Source organism: Bradyrhizobium sp. Ses1 (genome assembly GCF_059512365.1).
Map to the genome: position 1 here is coordinate 40,301 of NZ_JCAMOQ010000011.1, position 17,957 is coordinate 58,257.

Annotated in this window: 18 protein-coding genes and 5 pseudogenes; 8 read left to right on the top strand and 15 right to left on the bottom strand. The window is 60.4% G+C overall.

Translation table 11 applies throughout. The annotated features are described in order from the left end of the window. Nucleotide 1: 1 nt before the first annotated feature. From AC5ZG5_RS15360 to AC5ZG5_RS15385, 6 genes and pseudogenes are all read right to left on the bottom strand, one after another. Nucleotides 2-145 (bottom strand): annotated as a pseudogene (locus tag AC5ZG5_RS15360) (4Fe-4S dicluster domain-containing protein); the annotation flags it as partial. Further along, a pseudogene (locus tag AC5ZG5_RS15365) lies at nucleotides 117-932 on the bottom strand (FAD-binding protein); the annotation flags it as partial. The pseudogenes AC5ZG5_RS15365 and AC5ZG5_RS15360, both read right to left, overlap by 29 nt. A gap of 9 nt (nucleotides 933-941) precedes the next feature. Further along, on the bottom strand, nucleotides 942-1,187 hold the full coding sequence (locus tag AC5ZG5_RS15370) for a gamma-butyrobetaine hydroxylase-like domain-containing protein (protein WP_456643314.1): 246 nt from the start codon (nucleotides 1,185-1,187) through the stop codon (nucleotides 942-944). Then, on the bottom strand, nucleotides 1,184-1,633 hold the full coding sequence (locus AC5ZG5_RS15375) for an ABC transporter permease family protein (RefSeq protein WP_456643315.1): 450 nt from the start codon (nucleotides 1,631-1,633) through the stop codon (nucleotides 1,184-1,186). Before AC5ZG5_RS15375 ends, AC5ZG5_RS15370 begins: the two co-directional genes overlap by 4 nt. A gap of 222 nt (nucleotides 1,634-1,855) precedes the next feature. Further along, nucleotides 1,856-2,068 carry a hypothetical protein gene (locus AC5ZG5_RS15380; protein ID WP_456643316.1) on the bottom strand — a complete coding sequence of 71 codons (213 nt, stop codon included), beginning with the start codon at nucleotides 2,066-2,068 and terminating at the stop codon, nucleotides 1,856-1,858. 69 nt (nucleotides 2,069-2,137) lie between these two features. Further along, complete coding sequence (locus AC5ZG5_RS15385; RefSeq protein WP_456643317.1) at nucleotides 2,138-2,404, bottom strand: hypothetical protein; 267 nt, start codon at nucleotides 2,402-2,404, stop codon at nucleotides 2,138-2,140. Nucleotides 2,405-2,575: 171 nt separating this feature from the next. Here AC5ZG5_RS15385 and AC5ZG5_RS15390 point away from each other — a divergent pair, with 171 nt between their 5' ends. Next, nucleotides 2,576-4,012: an FAD/NAD(P)-binding protein gene (locus tag AC5ZG5_RS15390; protein WP_456643318.1), complete on the top strand. Its 1,437-nt coding sequence runs from the start codon at nucleotides 2,576-2,578 to the stop codon at nucleotides 4,010-4,012. 3 nt (nucleotides 4,013-4,015) lie between these two features. Here AC5ZG5_RS15390 and AC5ZG5_RS15395 read toward each other — a convergent pair whose 3' ends face one another. Both AC5ZG5_RS15395 and AC5ZG5_RS15400 read right to left on the bottom strand, forming a co-directional pair. Beyond that, entirely contained in the window at nucleotides 4,016-4,414 is a 399-nt protein-coding gene (locus AC5ZG5_RS15395) for a MetQ/NlpA family ABC transporter substrate-binding protein (protein ID WP_456643319.1), read from the bottom strand. A gap of 215 nt (nucleotides 4,415-4,629) precedes the next feature. After that, nucleotides 4,630-5,662 (bottom strand): annotated as a pseudogene (locus AC5ZG5_RS15400) (IS3 family transposase); the annotation flags it as partial. Between the two features lie 299 nt (nucleotides 5,663-5,961). Between AC5ZG5_RS15400 and AC5ZG5_RS15405 the strand changes: the two are divergent. Next, nucleotides 5,962-6,588 carry a prolyl oligopeptidase family serine peptidase gene (locus AC5ZG5_RS15405; RefSeq protein ID WP_456643320.1) on the top strand — a complete coding sequence of 209 codons (627 nt, stop codon included), beginning with the start codon at nucleotides 5,962-5,964 and terminating at the stop codon, nucleotides 6,586-6,588. Nucleotides 6,589-6,768: 180 nt separating this feature from the next. Here AC5ZG5_RS15405 and AC5ZG5_RS15410 read toward each other — a convergent pair whose 3' ends face one another. Beyond that, nucleotides 6,769-7,737, bottom strand: a complete 969-nt coding sequence (locus AC5ZG5_RS15410) for a sulfite exporter TauE/SafE family protein (RefSeq protein WP_456643321.1) — start codon at nucleotides 7,735-7,737, stop codon at nucleotides 6,769-6,771. Between the two features lie 1,215 nt (nucleotides 7,738-8,952). Between AC5ZG5_RS15410 and AC5ZG5_RS15415 the strand changes: the two genes are divergently transcribed. The 3 genes from AC5ZG5_RS15415 (at nucleotide 8,953) to AC5ZG5_RS15425 (ending at nucleotide 10,955) form a co-directional block, all read left to right on the top strand. After that, the gene (locus tag AC5ZG5_RS15415; RefSeq protein WP_456643412.1) at nucleotides 8,953-9,348 is read left to right on the top strand and encodes a hypothetical protein; all 396 of its coding nucleotides are present in this window, start codon (nucleotides 8,953-8,955) and stop codon (nucleotides 9,346-9,348) included. Nucleotides 9,349-10,353: 1,005 nt separating this feature from the next. Further along, nucleotides 10,354-10,593: a hypothetical protein gene (locus AC5ZG5_RS15420; protein WP_456643322.1), complete on the top strand. Its 240-nt coding sequence runs from the start codon at nucleotides 10,354-10,356 to the stop codon at nucleotides 10,591-10,593. Then, nucleotides 10,590-10,955 (top strand): hypothetical protein, encoded by a 366-nt coding sequence (locus tag AC5ZG5_RS15425; RefSeq protein ID WP_456643323.1) that lies wholly within the window; start codon nucleotides 10,590-10,592, stop codon nucleotides 10,953-10,955. The genes AC5ZG5_RS15420 and AC5ZG5_RS15425 overlap by 4 nt, the downstream gene beginning before the upstream one ends. A gap of 249 nt (nucleotides 10,956-11,204) precedes the next feature. Here the strand turns inward: AC5ZG5_RS15425 and AC5ZG5_RS15430 are convergent, their stop codons facing one another. The 3 genes and pseudogenes from AC5ZG5_RS15430 to AC5ZG5_RS15440 all read right to left on the bottom strand — a co-directional run. Then, the gene (locus AC5ZG5_RS15430; protein ID WP_456643324.1) at nucleotides 11,205-12,104 is read right to left on the bottom strand and encodes a hypothetical protein; all 900 of its coding nucleotides are present in this window, start codon (nucleotides 12,102-12,104) and stop codon (nucleotides 11,205-11,207) included. A gap of 39 nt (nucleotides 12,105-12,143) precedes the next feature. After that, on the bottom strand, nucleotides 12,144-12,500 hold the full coding sequence (locus AC5ZG5_RS15435) for a hypothetical protein (protein WP_456643325.1): 357 nt from the start codon (nucleotides 12,498-12,500) through the stop codon (nucleotides 12,144-12,146). A 349-nt stretch (nucleotides 12,501-12,849) separates the two neighbouring features. Next, a pseudogene (locus AC5ZG5_RS15440) lies at nucleotides 12,850-13,002 on the bottom strand (ATP dependent DNA ligase); the annotation flags it as partial. Nucleotides 13,003-13,054: 52 nt separating this feature from the next. Between AC5ZG5_RS15440 and AC5ZG5_RS15445 the strand changes: the two are divergent. Next, a pseudogene (locus tag AC5ZG5_RS15445) lies at nucleotides 13,055-13,479 on the top strand (BstA C-terminal domain-containing protein). A 509-nt stretch (nucleotides 13,480-13,988) separates the two neighbouring features. Here AC5ZG5_RS15445 and AC5ZG5_RS15450 read toward each other — a convergent pair. From AC5ZG5_RS15450 to AC5ZG5_RS15460, 3 genes are all read right to left on the bottom strand, one after another. Further along, the gene (locus tag AC5ZG5_RS15450; RefSeq protein ID WP_456643327.1) at nucleotides 13,989-14,816 is read right to left on the bottom strand and encodes a citryl-CoA lyase; all 828 of its coding nucleotides are present in this window, start codon (nucleotides 14,814-14,816) and stop codon (nucleotides 13,989-13,991) included. A 65-nt stretch (nucleotides 14,817-14,881) separates the two neighbouring features. Next, on the bottom strand, nucleotides 14,882-16,144 hold the full coding sequence (locus tag AC5ZG5_RS15455) for a CaiB/BaiF CoA transferase family protein (protein WP_456643328.1): 1,263 nt from the start codon (nucleotides 16,142-16,144) through the stop codon (nucleotides 14,882-14,884). 47 nt (nucleotides 16,145-16,191) lie between these two features. After that, the gene (locus AC5ZG5_RS15460; RefSeq protein ID WP_456643329.1) at nucleotides 16,192-16,482 is read right to left on the bottom strand and encodes a hypothetical protein; all 291 of its coding nucleotides are present in this window, start codon (nucleotides 16,480-16,482) and stop codon (nucleotides 16,192-16,194) included. A 26-nt stretch (nucleotides 16,483-16,508) separates the two neighbouring features. Here AC5ZG5_RS15460 and AC5ZG5_RS15465 point away from each other — a divergent pair, with 26 nt between their 5' ends. Both AC5ZG5_RS15465 and AC5ZG5_RS15470 read left to right on the top strand, forming a co-directional pair. Then, the gene (locus tag AC5ZG5_RS15465) at nucleotides 16,509-16,736 is read left to right on the top strand and encodes a hypothetical protein (RefSeq protein WP_456643330.1); all 228 of its coding nucleotides are present in this window, start codon (nucleotides 16,509-16,511) and stop codon (nucleotides 16,734-16,736) included. Between the two features lie 449 nt (nucleotides 16,737-17,185). Continuing rightward, nucleotides 17,186-17,875, top strand: coding sequence for an IclR family transcriptional regulator (locus AC5ZG5_RS15470; RefSeq protein ID WP_456643331.1), 690 nt, complete (start codon nucleotides 17,186-17,188; stop codon nucleotides 17,873-17,875). Nucleotides 17,876-17,957 lie beyond the last annotated feature (82 nt).

The following is a 17,957-nucleotide window of genomic DNA, read 5'->3' on the forward strand; positions in this document are numbered from 1 at the left end:
GTCAGCGCAACAGATAAGGAATGTTGACGGTCACTGCGCCGGTCGGACAATCGGCCTCGCAAGGCATGCAGTACCAGCATTCGTCATACTTCATGTAGGCTTTGCCGGTGAGATCGCTGATCCTGAGCACGTCGAGCGGGCAGACGACCGGCGACATAGGCGCAAGCGGGGCCGTTGTAGTCCTTGATCAGTGGATTGATCTGGTAGCATTCGAGATTCGCCAGGCCCGCCCCGGCGTGATAGGCCATCGCATAGCCGTCGCCGAAATTGGTGGCATTCTCGTAAGTACCCCAGAGGTAGCCGGACTGCGGCAGGCCAAGCCGGCCCGCTGCGCCAGCGCAGAGAATCACGGTCTTTGCGCGCAACACGAGGAATTCGGCGCTGCGCGTTGAGACCGCAATCGCGCCCGCAATCTCACCATTGCGCCCTGTCAGCAGACGCGTTGCCATATAGCGATTGGAGATCAGCACCTTCTCGCGGCGCAACTGGCGGTAAAGCGCCTTCTTGACGGTATCGCCATTCGGCATCGGCAGCACGTAGGAGCCGAGATGATGCACCTTCTTGACGTCGAAATCACCATTCTCGTTCTTCTGGAACTTGATGCCGAAACGATCGAGCTCCTGGATAATGTCGAAGCAGCGTGAGGCATACTTGTAGACCGGCGCCTGATCGCAGATGCCGTCGTTGGCGATCGTGATTTCCTTGGTGTACTGCTCAGGCGTGGCGTAGCCGGGAACCACCGCGTTGTTGAGGCCGTCCATGCCCATCGCAATCGCGCCCGAGCGCTTGAAGTTGGCCTTTTCCAGCAAGACGACGCGCGCCGCGGGATTCTTCCGCTTGGCCTTGTACGCCGCCATCGGCCCGGCCGTCCCGCCGCCGATCACCAGAACGTCGCAGGCAACTTCCATCAGACCTTGATTGATGTCATCCATCGCGCGACCTCAGGCTGGCTGCCGTTCTGCGAGTTTACGCAGATAGGACCAGGGATAGATGCCTCGGTCGTGCCCGTCGGAGAATGACAGCCGCAATGCGTAATTCCCGATCGGCTCGATGGCGGCGACATGAAGTTCCGGCGCAATCGTGAGCTCGACGCCGGCGACCTGGCGGCGGATTTCGCTGGCCGCACGACTCGCCCGCAGCAGCGCCTCGGCGCCGAGCAGCCGGGTTCCGCAATCCGGCCAGGTCACGGCCAATGCCGTGGAATTCGACTTTGGTTGGTTGCACGTTCACCTCGCATTCTTGCCACTACGGCTTTTACGCTGGCTCGGGCGGTTGCCGCTCGCAATAAATTGCTTTCGAGTTGCGTCAGCGCGGGACCGACCGGCCCTGCTCGACTGATCCGCCCTTCCGGTTGGCCTTCTCGGCACCGTACCAGGGACGCAGGCGACGCACGCTGCGTTCGGAGATCGGCCGTGAACCCGATCGCGCCGAGCACGATCAAGCCGACGAACATCTGATCGACCCGAATCACCTGTTGCGACATTTGGATAAGATAGCCGATCCCAAACGCTGCGCCGGCCAGTTCCGCCGCTACAAGAACGACGACCAGCGCGAGGCCGACGATGATGAACGGCAGCGCGCCCGGAATGATCACGTACGCAAAATTGCGCCAGCCGCCCGCTCCACGCTCCAAGACTTGCCGCCGCCCGGCCCAACAGCGGGCTCGTATCCCGTACGCCGATGTAGGTGTTGACCCAGACCGGGAAGAAGACGCCCCAGGCGATCAGGAAAATCTTGGACGTCTCACCGCTGCACCGGCGCGTTCGACGTCTTGTGAGCGGCCCTGCACAAGCTGTCCAATTTAAGCAAATCGCCGTCCTCGTAGAGGTCCCAGTGGCGACACTTCACATTGCGCTCAAACGCCGGTAGACAATTGTCCCCCGACGAGACGACGCCGCTCCACGAACAGCGCGCGTGCCGCGCGCTCCGCGTCGCGCGCAGAACGAAACTCGCGGCCTTCGAGGCTGTCGAAGATGCGGTCGGAAGAAAAGAAGTGGTAGCTGCGCTTGTCTTTTGTGACGATACCTGCGGTGTGGCTTTCGATTTCGATGATATAGGCGTTGGACATGCTGGCTCATTCGCCGGTCTTGCCGGCGCTCCCGTCTTAAGATGTGATCTGAATGGAACTACAGATGGATCAACGACAGGCGCCGGTCGCCGCCGAGAAGCAACGCCGCGCTCCGTGCTTGCGCACATCCCTAATGGCGGGTGTTTGAGCCATTTTCATACCGACAACCTTTGGCAGAGCGATCTCTACCTCACAAATATCCAACGATTTCGCCAAACCGTCAATGAAATGGCCCTTCATATTTGTCGTCACGGCGCGCGTATGCTTCTCCTCGCGCGACAAAAAATGGAATGCCGCAAGCCGCGCGAGAAGATCACAGCACAGCATCTCGAACATAGACAGCAACGACATGCGATCTAGATGCCGGTTCCTGATACTTCTGAACTCCCGGGCGCCTCGTTCGTAGAAAATTAATCCTTTCAAATTGCCTACGCAATTTGCGCGCTAGGATCGGGAACGAGGCGAGCGTCGATGCATTCAGTTCATTGCCAACCGGGGTGTAGTCTCATGAGCGATTTCGCGACAAGGCATGCGATCATCATCGGCGGCGGCGCGAGCGGTGTGTTGCTCGCCTATCAGCTTCTGCAAAATCCGGAGTTCGGGTTTCGAGTGACGTTGATCGAACGACGGTCCGAGATCGGCCGAGGTCCCGCCTATCACACCAGCAATCCCGAACATGTCCTGAATGTCCGCGCCGCCAACATGAGTGCGCTGCCGGACGATCCCGGGCATTTCTGGCGCTGGCTTTCGAGCCGCGCAGAGGGGCCGCTGTGTCCTGATCCGTATTGTTTTGTACCGCGGCGGACCTATGGCGATTATCTTGCAAGCCTGACCACGCCCTTCACGTCATCCGAAAGCGGAGCGCCTCGCCTAACCATTGTACATGGCCAATGCGTGGACGTCATCGAAGGCACCGCTGGCGTCACCGTGATGCTTGACAACGGTTCGTCCCATACTGGCGATGTCGCCGTCCTCGCCACCGGAAATGAGAGCCCGGTTGCCAGATTCCCCTGCGACGCCGATCCCTGGGCACCACTGTCCACGTCCGTCGACAGGGATACAACGGTGCTGATCCTCGGCACGGGACTTACGATGATCGACTACCTATTGTCCTTGCTGCGAGGCGGCCATCGGGGCCAAATTGTCGCAATGTCGCGACGCGGCCTCTTGGCCAGAGCTCATCGCCGCACCGATCCGACTCGAATCGACGAAAGCGACGTCCCCTTCGGGGCGAGCGCCAGCCGCCTGCTGCGATGGCTGCGCGAGCGCATCGATGCGCAGATGGCCGCGGGAGGCGACTGGCGCAGCGTGATCGACGCCATCAGACCCTATACGCAACGGCTCTGGCACGAGCTCCCGCTCGCCTCCAGGCGTCGTTTCCTCGAGCACGCACGGGCCTGGTGGGACATCCACCGCCATCGCACGGCGCCTGAAGTGGCGATGCGCCTCGCCGGCGCTCTCGCATCGGGTCGTCTCTCCCTGGTGGCTGCGAAGGTCACTGGCATCGAGCCGAATGCAGCCGGCGCGCTGGTTCGCTATCGCCGGCGGGGCCGACAAGATACCGCCAGCCTGCAGGTCGGCTTGATCGTCGATTGCACGGGCATCGTGAAGGATCCGCGGGCGACCAACAATCCTGTGATCCAGCGCCTGTTCGAGCAGGGCCTGGCACGAGCGGACGCCCTGCAGATCGGCATTGACATCGCGGATGATTGCGCCGTGATCAACCGGAACGGCATTGCTTCGCGGCGGCTGTTCGCGGTGGGCCCACTGACCCGCGCCGCCTTCTGGGAGATCGTCGCGATTCCCGACATTCGCAACCAGTGCGCCGAGCTGGCGGCGCGCCTCGCAGCCGTCTGCGATCCGATCGTCGGCCCGCCGGAGTTACCGGCGTTGAATGGAGAAGCGTCGCCACTGGCCGGGACAATGCCAGCAACCTCGCTGTAAGGATCAGCCATTGAAGCCGGCGGGAATGAACGCCGGCAGCTTCTCCTCGATGAACTGCTTGACCTGCCGCAACTTGAACACCTCGATGAAGTCCTTCAGGCGAGGATCGTCCTTCTTCTCCGGCCTGGCCGTGAAGCGCAGCACGAGGCCGTCATCAATCGTGCGGTCGATGATCAGGGCGGCCTTGAGATCCCCGCCCGCCGCGAGCAGATAGGTGATGTTGACCGGAGCCAGCGTAACATCGTCCAGCGAGCGATAGGTCTGCGCCGGATTCCCGTGTTGGAACAGGTTCACGTCGACGTCACCGCTATGGACGACTTCGTTGATCGCAACCCAGTCGGTTAGTTCAACAACCTTGACGTCCAGGCCTTTGGACTTGGCGAGCCCGGCGGCGAATTGCACCAATTGTCCAACCCGCCCCGGCGCCGGTTGCAATCTTCAAGGGGCTCGTCGGCGTAAGCAGCCGTAGCGAGCGTGAGCAACAGGCTGGTGGCCTCCGCGATACGAGCTAGTGTCGTTATCATTCCAGACGGTCTCCGAACGAGTATCGCTCCGGCGAAGACCGGCGAAGGCCGCCTTGCGCGGTGCGATGGAGGGTGAAGACATAGGCGTATGACTGAGTGAGGCCGCCGGAGGTTGTAGTCGGCGACCCAGGCAGCGATCTTGGTGCGGGCGTCGTCGAGATCAAGAACAAGGTCTCGTTGAGCAACTCATCGCGCATCCGGCCATTGAAGCTCTCGATGAATCCGTTCTGCATCGGCTTTCCCGGTGCGATGAAGTGCCAGTCGATGACTGTGTCCTTGCTCCAGGCGAGCATGGCATTGCAGGTGAACTCGGTGCCGTGGTCGGACACGATCATTCCTGGCTTGCCGCGTCGCTCGACGATTGCCGTCAGTTCGCGGGCCACCCGCCGTCCCGAGATCGACGTCTCCGGAATGGCGCCGAGGCATTCCTTGGTGACGTCGTCGACGATGTTGAAGATCCGGAAGCGCCGGCCGTTGGCGAACTGGTCGTGGACGAAGTCCAGCGACCAGCGCGCGTTGGGCTTCGGCTCGACCAGGATCGGGGCACGGGTCCCCACAGCCTTGCGGCGGGCCCGGCGCTTGCCGACGGCGAGCCCTTCCTCGCGATAAAGCCGGTAGATCCGGTTGATCCCCGATCGCTCTCCCTCCCGCCGCAGCAGCACGAACAGCCGGCGGTAACCGAAACGCCGCCGCTCGTTGGCGAGATCGCGCGGCCGGCCGCGCAGCGCCGCGTCCGGAGGGCGGCTGGAGCGATAGCGGATCATCGTCCGGTCCGCGCCCACGATCGAGCAGGCCCGCCGTTCCGACAGGCTCATGACGGCCTGCAGATGCGCGACAGCAGCGCGCTTGGCAGCGGGCCCTACCATTTTTTTGAAAGCAACTCGCGAAGGGCGGCCGCATCGAGCATCTGCTCCGCCAGAAGCTTCTTCAGCTTCGCGTTCTCCTCTTTTAAGGCCCTCAGCCGCTTGGCCTCAGAGACGTCCATGCCGCCGAATTTGGCTTTCCAATTGTAGATCGCCGCCTCGGAAACACCGTGCTTGCGAGCCAGGTCGGCCGTCTTCGCTCCAGCCTCATGCTCCTTCAATACCGCGATAATCTGCTCTTCCGTGGACCTTGCTCGCTTCATTCGTCCGTCCTTCTTTCGGGCCGGACTCTAACTCCTTCTGGAGGAAATGCGCAGTGGCAGGTCACGCTCTACTACTTCGACGCCGCAAGCCAACGCCTCGAGCCACTGAAGATGGCACCTTCGCAGTTCGACGCGTCCCGGCATATCGTGGAGCAGTTCGAGGCAACTTCGCGCGACGGCACGCGGATTCCCTACTTTCTGGTGCGGCCCCGGAATGCGAGGTTTGATGGGTCGACCCCAACCCTTCTCTATGGCTATGGCGGGTTTCAGAAGCCGCTCCTGCCGTCCTATGCGGGGTTATGGGGAGGCTCTGGCTCGAGCAGGGCAATGCATATGTCGTCGCGAACCTGCGCGGGGGCGGCGAGTTCGGGCCGCTATGGCACGAGGCTGCCCAGGCGGCAACGAAGCAGCGGACATGGGATGATTTCATCGCCGTTGCAGAGGACCTGATCCGCCGGAACGTCACCTCTCCGCGCCGGCTCGGCGTGGTCGGCGGCAGCCAGGGAGGCCTGCTGGTGGGGACCGCAATCACCCAGCGACCCGACCTCTTCAACGCGGCGATCGTGCAGGTGCCGCTGTTCGACATGCTTCGGTTCACCAAGCTGGGCGCCGGCGCCTCCTGGACCGGCGAATATGGCGATCCCGCCATTCCCGAGCAGCGCGAGTGGCTCGAGGCCTACTCGCCCTATCAGAAGCTGGTCCCGGGCAAGACCTACCCGGTCCCCTTCATCCTCACGTCCACCAAGGACGACCGCGTGCATCCGGCGCATGGCCGCAAGGCAGCCGCCAGGCTCACTGCGCTGGGCCAGCCCTATTTCTACTATGAGAATATCGATGGGGGACACAGCGCCGCCGCCAATCTCGCTGAACATGCACGCCGCATGGCACTCGAATACACCTATGCGTTCGGACGGCTTGTGGATTGAGTCAGGTCCAAGAGCGGACTCGCTAAATCGACAGTTGCAGACGGCAGCCGATCAACATCAGCCCGTTTGGTCGCCGAGATCATCGAGCGGGCCGCGGCGGCGCGCCCGGATCCTTTGAACGGAACGCCAGCCCGTTTGATCGTGTGCATTTCTGTTATGCGGACAGAACACCAGATCCATTCAACTTGAGCTCGCTCTAACCTCGCGCTCGGCGCGCCGCGCTTGTCTCTGAGGTCGCCCAGGGCCGCCGTTATGTGCCGTGAAGAACGTGTATAGCAGGTAAAGATCGATCAGGATCGTTGCCGCCATCACGCCATAGGCCCACGGGCTCTGCATCAGGGCGAGCTCGATTAGCGCCCGTGACAGGCCGAAGCCCACGACCCAGGCATCAAAACTCATGCAGATGCGGCGGAAGATCTCCGGATCAAGCCGGCGGATAACATAAGATCCCAGCGGAATGCCGAGCACGACGCTAGGAATAAAGACATAAAGCAGGCTGCCGCTTTCGGAAATGAACAGGCCGAGCTTATAATAGATCAAGGCGGTTACGCTCGATTCCGCCACTCGAACCAGGGCTAGTCCGGCGCGAAATTCGTTTTTGACGAGGCCCTGGTTGTTGAACAGCATCGCCAAAGGCGGGCCTGAGATGGTCGTCACTGAGTAAAGGACGCCCAGCATCGACCCGAATGGCAGGCCGATTAGCCAGCTTGCCTCGACCGGGCGACGCCAACCGGCGGCTTGCAGCAGGATCAGGGGCAGAATGATCGTGTAGGTGGCGAATTTGATCCAGCCCGGCTGCAGCGAGGCCAGCGCATAGCCGCCGATCGCAATGCCCGGCAAGAGCCCGAGCAAGATGGGAAACACGCGTTTCCAAACCGCCGGCACGCCCTTCAGATTGATGGAGAGGACGTAGACGTTGACGAAGACCTCGATGATGACGATGGCGGGGTTGAGAATGCGATTGGTGTAGAAAACCAGCGCAAGTGGTACAGTGAGTGACGAAAAGCCGTAGCCGATGGCTCCATTTACAAAGGCCGCAAAAAACGTCGTTGCGGCCAGAAAAAACATAGCGGCATCAAAGGCATTCAACTTTCCAACTCCGAAGAACGTCGGATCACGCGTCAGCGGGACCAGACCAACATTGGTCATCAGGCTTGCGGCAGATTCAGATCAGTCGCTTAGCACCTCCGGCTGCCTTCATACTGGCAGCGGTCAAGTGCAAAGGTTCGCCAGTTGCTCCCATTACAGACTTCAGTTGTATAACGGAAGCCGTGCTGTGTTTCCTACTATCTAACTACGACCACTCAGCCAGACGTGCCAGTCTATTTTTTCGAATGTCAATCAACGGTCTTCGTATGGTGATCTAAAGGCTCATGTTCCTGAGCTTCTCCATCTCAGTCGCTTGCATGAAATTCGGCCCTGCCATTTTGATCGCTGATCGCGATGTTGATTAGAGGCACCTTCTCAAGATAGGCACCAATGTTTTTCTCTAAAGCGAGCAATCGCCCAGGGGCGGCTGGAAGCCGCAGAGCTCAGCCCTCTGGGCAAAGCCGAAGAAAACGTAACGAGTTAACGCCGTCGTAGCAGCCAATGTCCAAAATCACTGGCTCTGGCTTCTGCAGGAACGAAACAATGCGCTGATGGGTCTCCAAGGCGAAAGTGGGCTCACGTGTTTCCATTCAACTTCGTCCCTCGCGCCTCAATGGCACGCAACACCCTATCAAGTGAGCTTAAGGTTTCGCCGACCCACCGATTGTCGAATGATCCAGCTTCGACGTCGAAAGTACACACAACTCGACGGGTGGCTCAATTCTACAGAGGTAAACAGGCGATATAGAACCGGTTGCAAAACCTATACCAAGGTTTGTCTACAGACCGCGCTGTATGAGCCACGCGAGACTTGTGACGTTGCCTCGGCGCAAAGCAGGTTGCGCAGAATGCCGAACATGCCGATCAGAACGGACACGAGCCACGGCTGATATTCCGTCTCCACCTCTTTGTCGCAGACAGGACAAAGACCGCTAATTATCTGACCTCGACCAAGCTCAAGTATTCGCCACTCTCATTATCCGTAAAATCAAATGCTTTGATGGATGACAACCACACGATGGATCGGTCCCACAAAAAGCATTCTAAGGGGTAAATAAGTCGATCTTGATCGTCGTGACCGCCGATGGTTACAAACCCGGCAGACTCTCTATGCCCAACTACATCTGGTGGAGTGCTGCTTCGGTAAGCTCAAAGTTCCGACGCGTAGCAACCCACGAAGAACTGCCCGAATTACCGCCCAGTCGTCACTCTCGCAGCTATCGTGCTATGGATGCGATAACTGACCACACGCCCTAAAACGAAAAGAACGCTGCCATAGAAGAATTCGTCTCGCGCATCGCCGCCGATGTCGGCGTCGACCCGGCTCAGGCCGAGAAGGCCGTTGGACATGATGCTGGGTTTCTGCAACGCGAGGCAGCCGACGACCCCGTGGGGCGTCTGATCGAGTCCATTCCCGGCGCTTCGGAATTAGTGGCGAAGCATGATGGTGAGGACTCAGAGGGCGGCAGCGTCGTCGGCGGAGCCGGCGTCACCGGTTTCGGCCAGCAATTGATGAATGAGAGTCTCAGCCTAGGAAAGATCGCCGGCCTCGCCAACGAGACGATCGCGTTCGCCGAGGAACATGCCGGCGACGAACTCGTGGACGAGGTCCTCAATTCCGTTCCCGGCCTTCCCAGTTCGTCTGATCAGCCGCAGCCGGGACCCGCATGAGGTCGTGCACCCGTCCCGATCCGTTTGCGGCGGTAGGCATTCTCCGCCGAGCTTTCGTACCGACCTGGCCAGACCATCAACCGTCGGGCGCAGGAAGAGGACGAACGTAGGCGCACTTCATTCGTCTATCGACGATCGTGGCGACGTACCGCCGTCGTTGGAGGGCTTTCTGAGGCGGGGCGGGCACCACGTCGATATCCAGCTCTCGCTGCTCGGGCCAAAGTTCCTTATGTAGGAGCACAAATGTGCACTGACATCAGCCTTGCTGTTGTGCTTACCGATCGTGCGACCTCTCGCTGATCTACCGCAGCCCCCTATACGCCCCAGGTCGGCTGAGAGGGAGCAAGGCCCCGGCGCGCCCGTGCTCACGGTCGCGCCGGGGCACAGATTCGACAAAGCCAAGTGATCAGCAGGTGCTATCGTCAGAGGCGCAAAGGAGGCCGCAGATGCAGCTCTCGTTGCTGTAAGGGGCTTAGAGAGCGCGGGAACGGACAGGACGCTGTCCGCCCCAGCGTCTTTCCGGCCCCGTTCTCACCGGCCCGCAGGCACCGAGACGCCGTCTGCTCGGCATGGTGAGATCCTGTCCACCACGGCCGATTGACCGCCTTGATGAGACGATCCCAGGGAAACGGTGTCTGCTGACGCATCACGTCCAAATGAAATCGCCCTTGTAGGTAAACACCTTCTCGAACTTCGCTCTTGGCAAAATTTGCGACAAGCGGCAGGCGGCGCATTCGCTATATCGAACATCCGGTACTTTTCTTGTCCGCGTCGACCCGGGCGTTCAGCCAGTTGAACAGCGGCGACAGGATCGACGTCAGCACGCCGAGGATGGCTTCAATCACGGCCGTGCTCCTTTCGGATGGAGCGCATGCGGGCGACAATCGTGATGACGGAGCCGCTCATCAAGAAGTAGCCGGCTCACTGCGGGTGATCTTTCGGCGCAGACGATCGGCACCGTCGCGGATAGCGCGCTTACCGACCTTCGGAACGCGGACAACCTGAATGCGCAGATTTGTCAGAAAGAAGACTCGGGGGCTGACCGTCCTGACGATGATGATCATCCTGGCGCCGGAACTGATCCATCACCTGCCCGGCTCTTGGGGCGCCCGAGCATCGGCAAGCCCGGCATCGACGGGCAATCCGACTTGGGACAAGACCGAGCAGGCGATCTTCACCTCGTTCTTCATCGGAGTGTCGAGGGCTGTCGCCGCGGTCGCCGCAATCAAGGTGATCGAGAAATGACCCACGACGCCGGTACCCGCGACCGCGTCATTCGTCTGCAAACGAAATTGGAGCACGTCACCGCGCAGCTCTCCAACGTGCAAATCAAGGTCAACACGATGCATGATCTTCTGATGCAAGCGCGCGGCGTGCGGTGGATGATATTTGCGATTGCCGCAATGGCGGGCTTCCTCGCTTCCTTCATCACGAAGTACCTGCACCTGCCGCTCTCGAACTGGGCCGGTACCACTACGTTCCCAACGGCTCTACGTACCTATGGGAGAAGGCCGGTTGGGAGGCGATCCCTAGGCTTACGGGGGAGAACTTACATCCTTTCTGCCGTGCGGCAATCCGCTGCTCATGTTGGGCGCAGAAAAACCTGATCCTCATGGCCTGGCGGCCCTAACGTGGCCGTGTAGTTCACGCCCTTGAGCGGAAAATTTGTCTCCGGCTCAGACGCGCTCGGCAGCAGGTTGTGCAAGCGCATTCCTTGCATGAAGTCTTCCGACGCCAGTTGGGGACCGTGCTGGAAGTCCAGGGGGAGGTACATTGATAGATTAGGCAGCGGACCCGGCTCGTAAGCCAACTGATCTGCCGGGGCTGCGCTAGATGCCACTCCCAACGGCGCGGGTTCATGGCCAAAGCCCGTTTGGAGGGGACTGCCCTAAATTTAGAGCCGAGTCCTCTGGATCGACGGGGACTGGCGACGGTATGTATTGATCATCCAGCAATCGCCGAGGCTCCCCTGGAGAGAACCGCTCTAGATTGAAAGTAAACTCTTCTGGATCGACGGAGAACGACGGGGCAGGGTGATAGTCCCGTCCGCCGTGAAGCTCGTCATGCAATTGCTTTTCCAATCGCTGAAGCTCCTCTGAAGGAACGGAGACTGGCGACGGAATGGGTTGATGATCCAGATGATCCAGCACTCGCCGAAGCGCCGCCTGAGGAATCTGCTCTGGATCGAATGCGACGAGCTCTTGGACGAAAGCCGACGGGGCGGGTTGATCCTCCTGCCCTTCCCGAAGCTCCTCTAGCCGACTGCTAGCTTCGTGCGACGCCCTGTGCTGCGCAGCGGCGTCGCCGATGAGCCTCGGTTCCATCAGTACCGCGCTTTCGGGATTGATGGGGCCCACGTTCTGGGGGTGAGGATTGAGCTTAGCGCGAGCGCGCCCTGGGCGTACGATCGGCACGACGCCCGTCGACCGAAAGGTCCGGAGATGCTCTAATGCCTTAAGGAGTTTCTTGGGATTACCGTTTCCGGTGAACTCGTGTACGTCACTGCCATCCGTCAGCGACTTACTGTCGAGCCGAGCAACAATGCTCGGTCTGCTTTTTGCGAAGAGCCAACGGCTAAAGCTAAGAAGAGAGCTTACATACTGCTTCGCCGGGGTGGCGGTCATCCCGCCCTTGATGAGGGCCTCCTCAAGGCTCAAGATAACGGAACCATCCTCCGAATAAAGACGCCGTTTGTCCCACTGCCCCCGTATCACAATGCCCGCTGACTGAGCCGGCAGCGCCGAGGCCGCCGGCATTGCTCCAACACCTCCACCTGAATTGGCGATCTCGCTCAGCTACTGCTCAATGGCAACGCCTTGCGGATTGTTTAGGGTCCTCGGCCTCTTCGCTGCTCTCAACTCAGCTGTGTCATGCTCATCGTTAATGAGGACCTCCTCGCTTGGCAGGAGGTTGCTCCTGGCAAGTGCACCCATCAACTCGTCCGGGGATTGCTGGCTGTCGCTAGCCACATTGGCAGGGGGGCTACGGCGCGGCCCCCGGTCGGGCATCGCCGTATCGGCCAGGCCCGCCGGTTCCAATTGCTGCTCAAAGGCTTCTTGCTCCGCCGGGTCCGCTTGCTGATCTTGCATCATTGCGTGCTGCACCTCTGACGAAGCTGCTACATTGGAGGGGTCAAAATTGAGCGGGTCCACGCTAGCCTCACGTCTACAGATCAACTGAGTAACCTACTCGGGCAAGCTTTCGAGAAGCTGACGAGGCCGTGGCCCGTGAAGCAATGCACCCCCCAATCACAAAAACGAGAATGCCCCGCGGTCCTTGATGGGTCGCCGGGCCTTTTCTGCGTTCAAGGACACGTCGTCGTCGCGGCTAACACAGCCTTTTGGCAGCGCCGGGGGCGAGACTCGTCATCGCTCTTGTTGCAAAAAGGGCACGGCATACCGGCACCGCCGCAGGTGCACGCATGGATGCCCAGCCAACGCTGGTCCGGATGGTTTTCGTAAACCCACCGGCAGTTATCGCATCGCGGGCACCATCTCGTTGCATGTCCTCCCGCAAGCCTTTGAAGACCGGGTGTCGCACCTTGCCTTCGGCCAATCTGGCGCGGTACTCGATTTCGGCCAGCAGCTTCGGCTCGACCCAAATGCCCTGGTGCGCGACGCGCTTGGTATAGGGCTGCGTCTTCCGGATCAGCGGCGCGGCGTCAGGCGATTTCTCGAAGAAATTCGACAAATGGCATGAGCGCATCGTGCTCAATTTTCAGTCCGCGCCAAAGGGGTTCTTCCACGTCTTCAACGAGGCCCCCACCGTGATTTACGAACTGATCATGGCCGGTGCCGATATCGAGAGAAGAACGTCGTTGATATCTCGATCGGACAGCATTGGTCGAAAGGCTGGTGCGACGACGACTTGGCGGCGACCTACGGCGAGCGTGAAAAATATCCTCACCACTACCCCGCCAGCCATCCGCAATCGAAGTCGAATCCGCAAGAATCCTTGGGCTGCCCTCTCGCCGCGCTCGGCGCGTATCGGGAATGGTTGCAGGATGTCTATATGGAGGGTGGTAAGTTCAGCGACTATCTGCAGGGCAAGGTCTCAAGGGGGAATCTGGCGCCGTCGATCGCTCAACTGGCCATTGCCGCGCTTATCCTGGCGCAGATCACCGCACAGTAACAGCGGCGAAGAAGGTCGAGAGAGCCTGCCCGTCATGGGCAGGCTCAGAACACGTCGAGCCAGCGCAGGACTGACGCGGAGCGATGCACTCGCCATCCGATGCCAGGACGAAGACGTGGCCCAGCTATGCATGAGTTACGAACAGCGTCTGGCGTCCATTGCCAGCACGTCCGGACCGCTCGTTCCGAAGAATGAACTAAACCTGCCGATCTTACAGCGCCATCTTTCATCAGGGGCAGGCCCCAGATGTTGTCGGACGCGAGAATGCGGCCAGGCCATTCCGCCAAGCGTTATTGACAATCGAGGACCAGGAGCCGCCGGGTGCAAGCCTGAAGATGCGAAGAAAATGTTGGCCAGACAGAGATTTCCCTACGCCTCGAACGACGGCCCTCGATGAAGCAGTCAGCCGGCTTGCATCCACGGTTGACGTCCGCGCAATCCGAGCCGACGAAATTGGGGGTGGCCGAAAAGACGCGCGTTTCGATGAGCTCGGCGGTCCTTACGGTACATCATGGCGCTTGCTTTAGGCTGCGCCTTGGTTGCCCCTCGTATTTGTAAACGAACTGCTTTGGCATCGGGCCTTTATTGCGGTCCTTGCGTCCGGTCTGCTCCCATGCATGGGCCAGAATCCCTACCGCCCGTGACAAGCAGAAAATGCCGCGGGCTAGGGGTGCAGCAAAGGCCAGCTCCCCATAGATGACTGCGGTGGTTCCATCGATGTTCAGCGGGATGAGCTTGCCTTTGCGCTCGCGCATAACGCGCTCGATCGCGCGCGCAGCGCTGGCGTAGCGACCGCTGACGGCACCTTCACTGATCGCAGCATCGACTAGCGCGAGCAGCGGTTCAGTGCGCGGGTCGACGGGATGAAAGCGGTGACCGAAGCCCGGCAGATATTTGCTGCGCGCGGCGGTGAAATGGTCGATCGCCTGCGCGGCAGCCTCATCGAGGTCCTTGGTCTCGCTGCGTCGCAGGACCTCGTCATAGAGCTCGATCGCCTGCTCCCCCGCTCCGCCATGCACACCGTCCAGCGTGTTGATCGCGGATGCCATCGCGCCATTGAGCGGCAGCCCGCAACTCACAGCCATCTGCGCGATAGCGATGGAAGGTGCATGGGGGCCGTGATCCACCGATGCAACCAGCGCAGCCTCCAAGAGCCGCTCCTGTGCCGGTGTGGGTAGCTCGCCACGCAGCATCAACCAGATCATCGCGGGGAAGGAAATATGACCAATCAATTCCTCGATCGAGTATCCGCGATAGGCGATCCGCCCGGGAGCGATATCGCATATGGAGGTCCGCCACCAATGGGCGGCCTGCTCTCGCAGCTCCGTTTCGCTCATCCCTGTTTTCCAATCCCGTTAGCCTAGGTGGGGCCGCGGTTTGCTTGCGCGCAACTGCCTGGCTGTCACGCTGCTCCATCTGTCGCCGGGCGGACCGGTGGAAAATGAGCTCCTCCTTGACATGGCGTTCCGGCGGCTCCGCTTGCGATAAGGTGCTCAATTTCCGGATCGGTATAACCGAGTCGAGCCAGCCATCGCTCCGTGTCCGCACCGAGCGACGGGGGGAGCGCGGGGGCAGGAAACGCCTCATCCAGCCGAAAACCGGGGCGCGTAATGCGTAATGGCGGTTCGCCAGCCGCATCGAGCGGCAGCGTCTCGACAAATCCGCGCTCCAGCACCTGCGGCTCCCGCAAGACTTGCGGGACGGTCAGCACGCAGCCGGCAGGGACGCCGGCGGCATTCAACAGCGCCTCCCACTCCTCCGCAGGCCTGCAGCTCAACGCCTCGTTCAGCTCATCGTTAAGTGCTCCGCGGTTCAGTTTACGTGCTTCCCGCTTCGCGAAGCGCCGATCCGTCTTCAAATCCCGCCGGCCGATCAGATCGCAAAGCGTCCGGTACTGCTTCTGCTCGTTGGCGGCGATATTCAGCGGGCCGGTCGCGGTGCAGAACGTGCCGGAGGGTGCGGCCGCAAAATTTTCGTTCCCCATCGGCCGCGGCTCGACTCCGCCGTTCAGGTGATTGGAAACCACCCATCCCATAGCCGCGATGGTCGCCTCGAGCAGCGACACGTCGATGAAGCGGCCCCTGCCCGTTTGCTGCTGCTCGACGAGCGCCGCGGCGATAGCAAAGGCGGCCGTTAGCCCGGCGATGGTATCGGAGATCGGGAAGCCAGCCCGCAGCGGAGCCGTGGCTGCATCACCGGTAATACTCATCGCGCCGGAAAGGCCCTGGACGATCTGGTCGTAGGCCGGGCGGGCGGACCAAGGACCGTTTTGCCCAAAGCCTGAGATCGCACAATAGATGAGGCGCGGGTTGCGCCTGCACAAGGTGTCGAAACCGAGACCAAGCCGCTCCATGACCTTGGGGCGGAAGTTTTCGAGAAGGACGTCGGCCTCGGAGACCAGCCTGAAAAACGCTTCGCTTCCCGCTTTGGACTTCAGATTGAGCGCCACCGATTGCTTACCGGCGTTGACGCTGACGAAGGAGAGGCCCTGAAGGCGCTCTGCCCTTTTCGGATCGGCGCCAAGGCGCCGCGCGAGATCGCCTCCATTGGGGTTTTCAACCTTGATAACGTCCGCGCCGAGCCGCGAGAGATGGTAGCCGCAGAATGGGCCTGCCAATACGTTCGACAGGTCGAGGACACGGATACCGGTGAGCGGCAGGGACATCTGACGGAGCCTTCTTTGTGGTATGTTCGGCGCCTGCCGTTGTTAGTTCAACTGCTGGGCCGCACGCCAGCGAAGCGATTGGTGAGGGTTTTGCTGAGGTCGACCTTTGCCGCGGTGATCCTAGGGTAGAAGCCGCTCAACGCATCCGGGGGTACCTTGGGCGCTTGGGCGTCCATTAGGCTGGTCTGGAAAAACATTGCCTTCCACGCTTTGGGGATGTCGATGTTCACCTCGCGATCAGTTTTGTACCCGGCCGGGACCGCGCCAACGAATTGCTCCGTTGATACAGAGTTGATCCAGCGGTGGCTCTTCAGCAAGGCATTGACCAAGCGCTGCACGGTTTCGGGATTCTTGTCGATGAAGATTGCTGCAGGCCGCGACAGGCGCTCAGGTCGATCCGACCAAAGGCACTCTTGGCGGCTTCGACGATGTGCGCATCGAACAGCGAATTGGCGGCAATCTTCCTCGAGAGCAGGGTCGCAATGCGATCGAAACAGACCAGCGCCTCGACGTTTTTTGGTCAGAGCGCAACCATGTCCGGCGCATCGCTCCCGACTGCGTTGCTGTTGACGTCGCGCGGCCCCAATCCTGACTTCTCGATGCAACGGCGCGCCATTCTGTCCGTCCAGCAACCAGAAGCCGTGATGCCGAGCTTCAGGCCCTCGAGCTCGGCGCCGCTCGTCATATTGGCATGTTGGCGGCAACATGGCTGCGCACCCCGAGAAGAACGCCGGGTATGTTGTTGCGGCAGGAAGACGCACGAGATCTCCTTCCCCTGCGCCTGCATCTGGATCGTGGGATCATAGAACCCCAGACGCCATCCGCCGAGCCACCAATCAGTCTCAGCGGATCGACACCTCGCGCAAGTCAACGGCTAGCCTTATTTCACGCCTCAGAACTGGTCCGTTACGTACAAACCATAGTCCTACTTAGGAGAAAAGTCCATCATTCTGAGCTACAGAACCGCTTTCTTCGTTTTCTAAAGTGAATTCTGGCCCCCTAAATCTGATAGTTGTTCTGCTGTACAGAACCGGAGCAGAAATGAGCAAGACAGGAGTTGACGCGGTCAGCAGAGCGCTCGCGATCCTGAAAAGTTTCAACGCGGAGCGTACTGCGATGACACTGACGCAGATCGCGGAGACGGCGGACCTCTACAAGAGCACAGTGCTGCGGTTGGCCTCTTCGTTGGAGGCTGACCGCTTTCTCGTCCGCGGCGCGGACCGGTTGTTTCGACCAGGACCGGAGTTGTGGCGTCTTGGGGCGCTTTATCAGCGCAGCCTTGATCTTGGCGAAGTCATCCGGCCATCGCTTCGTCGACTGGTCGAGGCAACTGGAGAAACTGCATCCTTTTATGTTGCAGATAAGGACGAACGTATCTGTCTTTACCGCGTCAATTCTCCACGTTCAGTTCGACATCATCTCGAAGAAGGTCAGCGATTGCCCATTGATCGGGGCGCCGCCGGGCGAATTCTCACTGTATACCGCGAGCCAGCGAACGTCGAAGGGAAGAAAATCCGCGACCGAGGCTTTTATGTTTCGATCGGAGAGCGGGACCCGGAGGTCGCTGCGGCGGCCGTGCCGTTGATTGACGTACACGGCGAACTGAGGGGCGCCCTTTCAGTGTCAGCGATCAGGACTCGCTTCAATGCCGGTGCCCGCAAGGCGGCAATCGATGCTCTCAAATCGGAAGCCAAGGCGTTAGCGGGGTTGCTGCCTGCGAGCGAACGCTGATCAGTGAGCGCGGCCGCTTTGCGCCGTTTGCGAAGAACTCGACGCGGCTTCGGCAAAGGTGACAGTGTGATGGCGCATCATG

Excerpts from the sequence above, each read along its gene's own strand:
- AC5ZG5_RS15380 (WP_456643316.1), bottom strand. The coding sequence starts at position 2,068 with ATGTCCAACGCCTATATCATCGAAATCGAAAGCCACACCGCAGGTATC.
- AC5ZG5_RS15385 (WP_456643317.1), bottom strand. The coding sequence starts at position 2,404 with ATGTTCGAGATGCTGTGCTGTGATCTTCTCGCGCGGCTTGCGGCATTC.
- AC5ZG5_RS15390 (WP_456643318.1), top strand. The coding sequence starts at position 2,576 with ATGAGCGATTTCGCGACAAGGCATGCGATCATCATCGGCGGCGGCGCG.
- AC5ZG5_RS15405 (WP_456643320.1), top strand. The coding sequence starts at position 5,962 with ATGGGGAGGCTCTGGCTCGAGCAGGGCAATGCATATGTCGTCGCGAAC.
- AC5ZG5_RS15410 (WP_456643321.1), bottom strand. The coding sequence starts at position 7,737 with ATGACCAATGTTGGTCTGGTCCCGCTGACGCGTGATCCGACGTTCTTC.
- AC5ZG5_RS15420 (WP_456643322.1), top strand. The coding sequence starts at position 10,354 with ATGCGCAGATTTGTCAGAAAGAAGACTCGGGGGCTGACCGTCCTGACG.
- AC5ZG5_RS15425 (WP_456643323.1), top strand. The coding sequence starts at position 10,590 with ATGACCCACGACGCCGGTACCCGCGACCGCGTCATTCGTCTGCAAACG.
- AC5ZG5_RS15430 (WP_456643324.1), bottom strand. The coding sequence starts at position 12,104 with ATGCCGGCGGCCTCGGCGCTGCCGGCTCAGTCAGCGGGCATTGTGATA.
- AC5ZG5_RS15450 (WP_456643327.1), bottom strand. The coding sequence starts at position 14,816 with ATGAGCGAAACGGAGCTGCGAGAGCAGGCCGCCCATTGGTGGCGGACC.
- AC5ZG5_RS15455 (WP_456643328.1), bottom strand. The coding sequence starts at position 16,144 with ATGTCCCTGCCGCTCACCGGTATCCGTGTCCTCGACCTGTCGAACGTA.
- AC5ZG5_RS15470 (WP_456643331.1), top strand. The coding sequence starts at position 17,186 with ATGAGCAAGACAGGAGTTGACGCGGTCAGCAGAGCGCTCGCGATCCTG.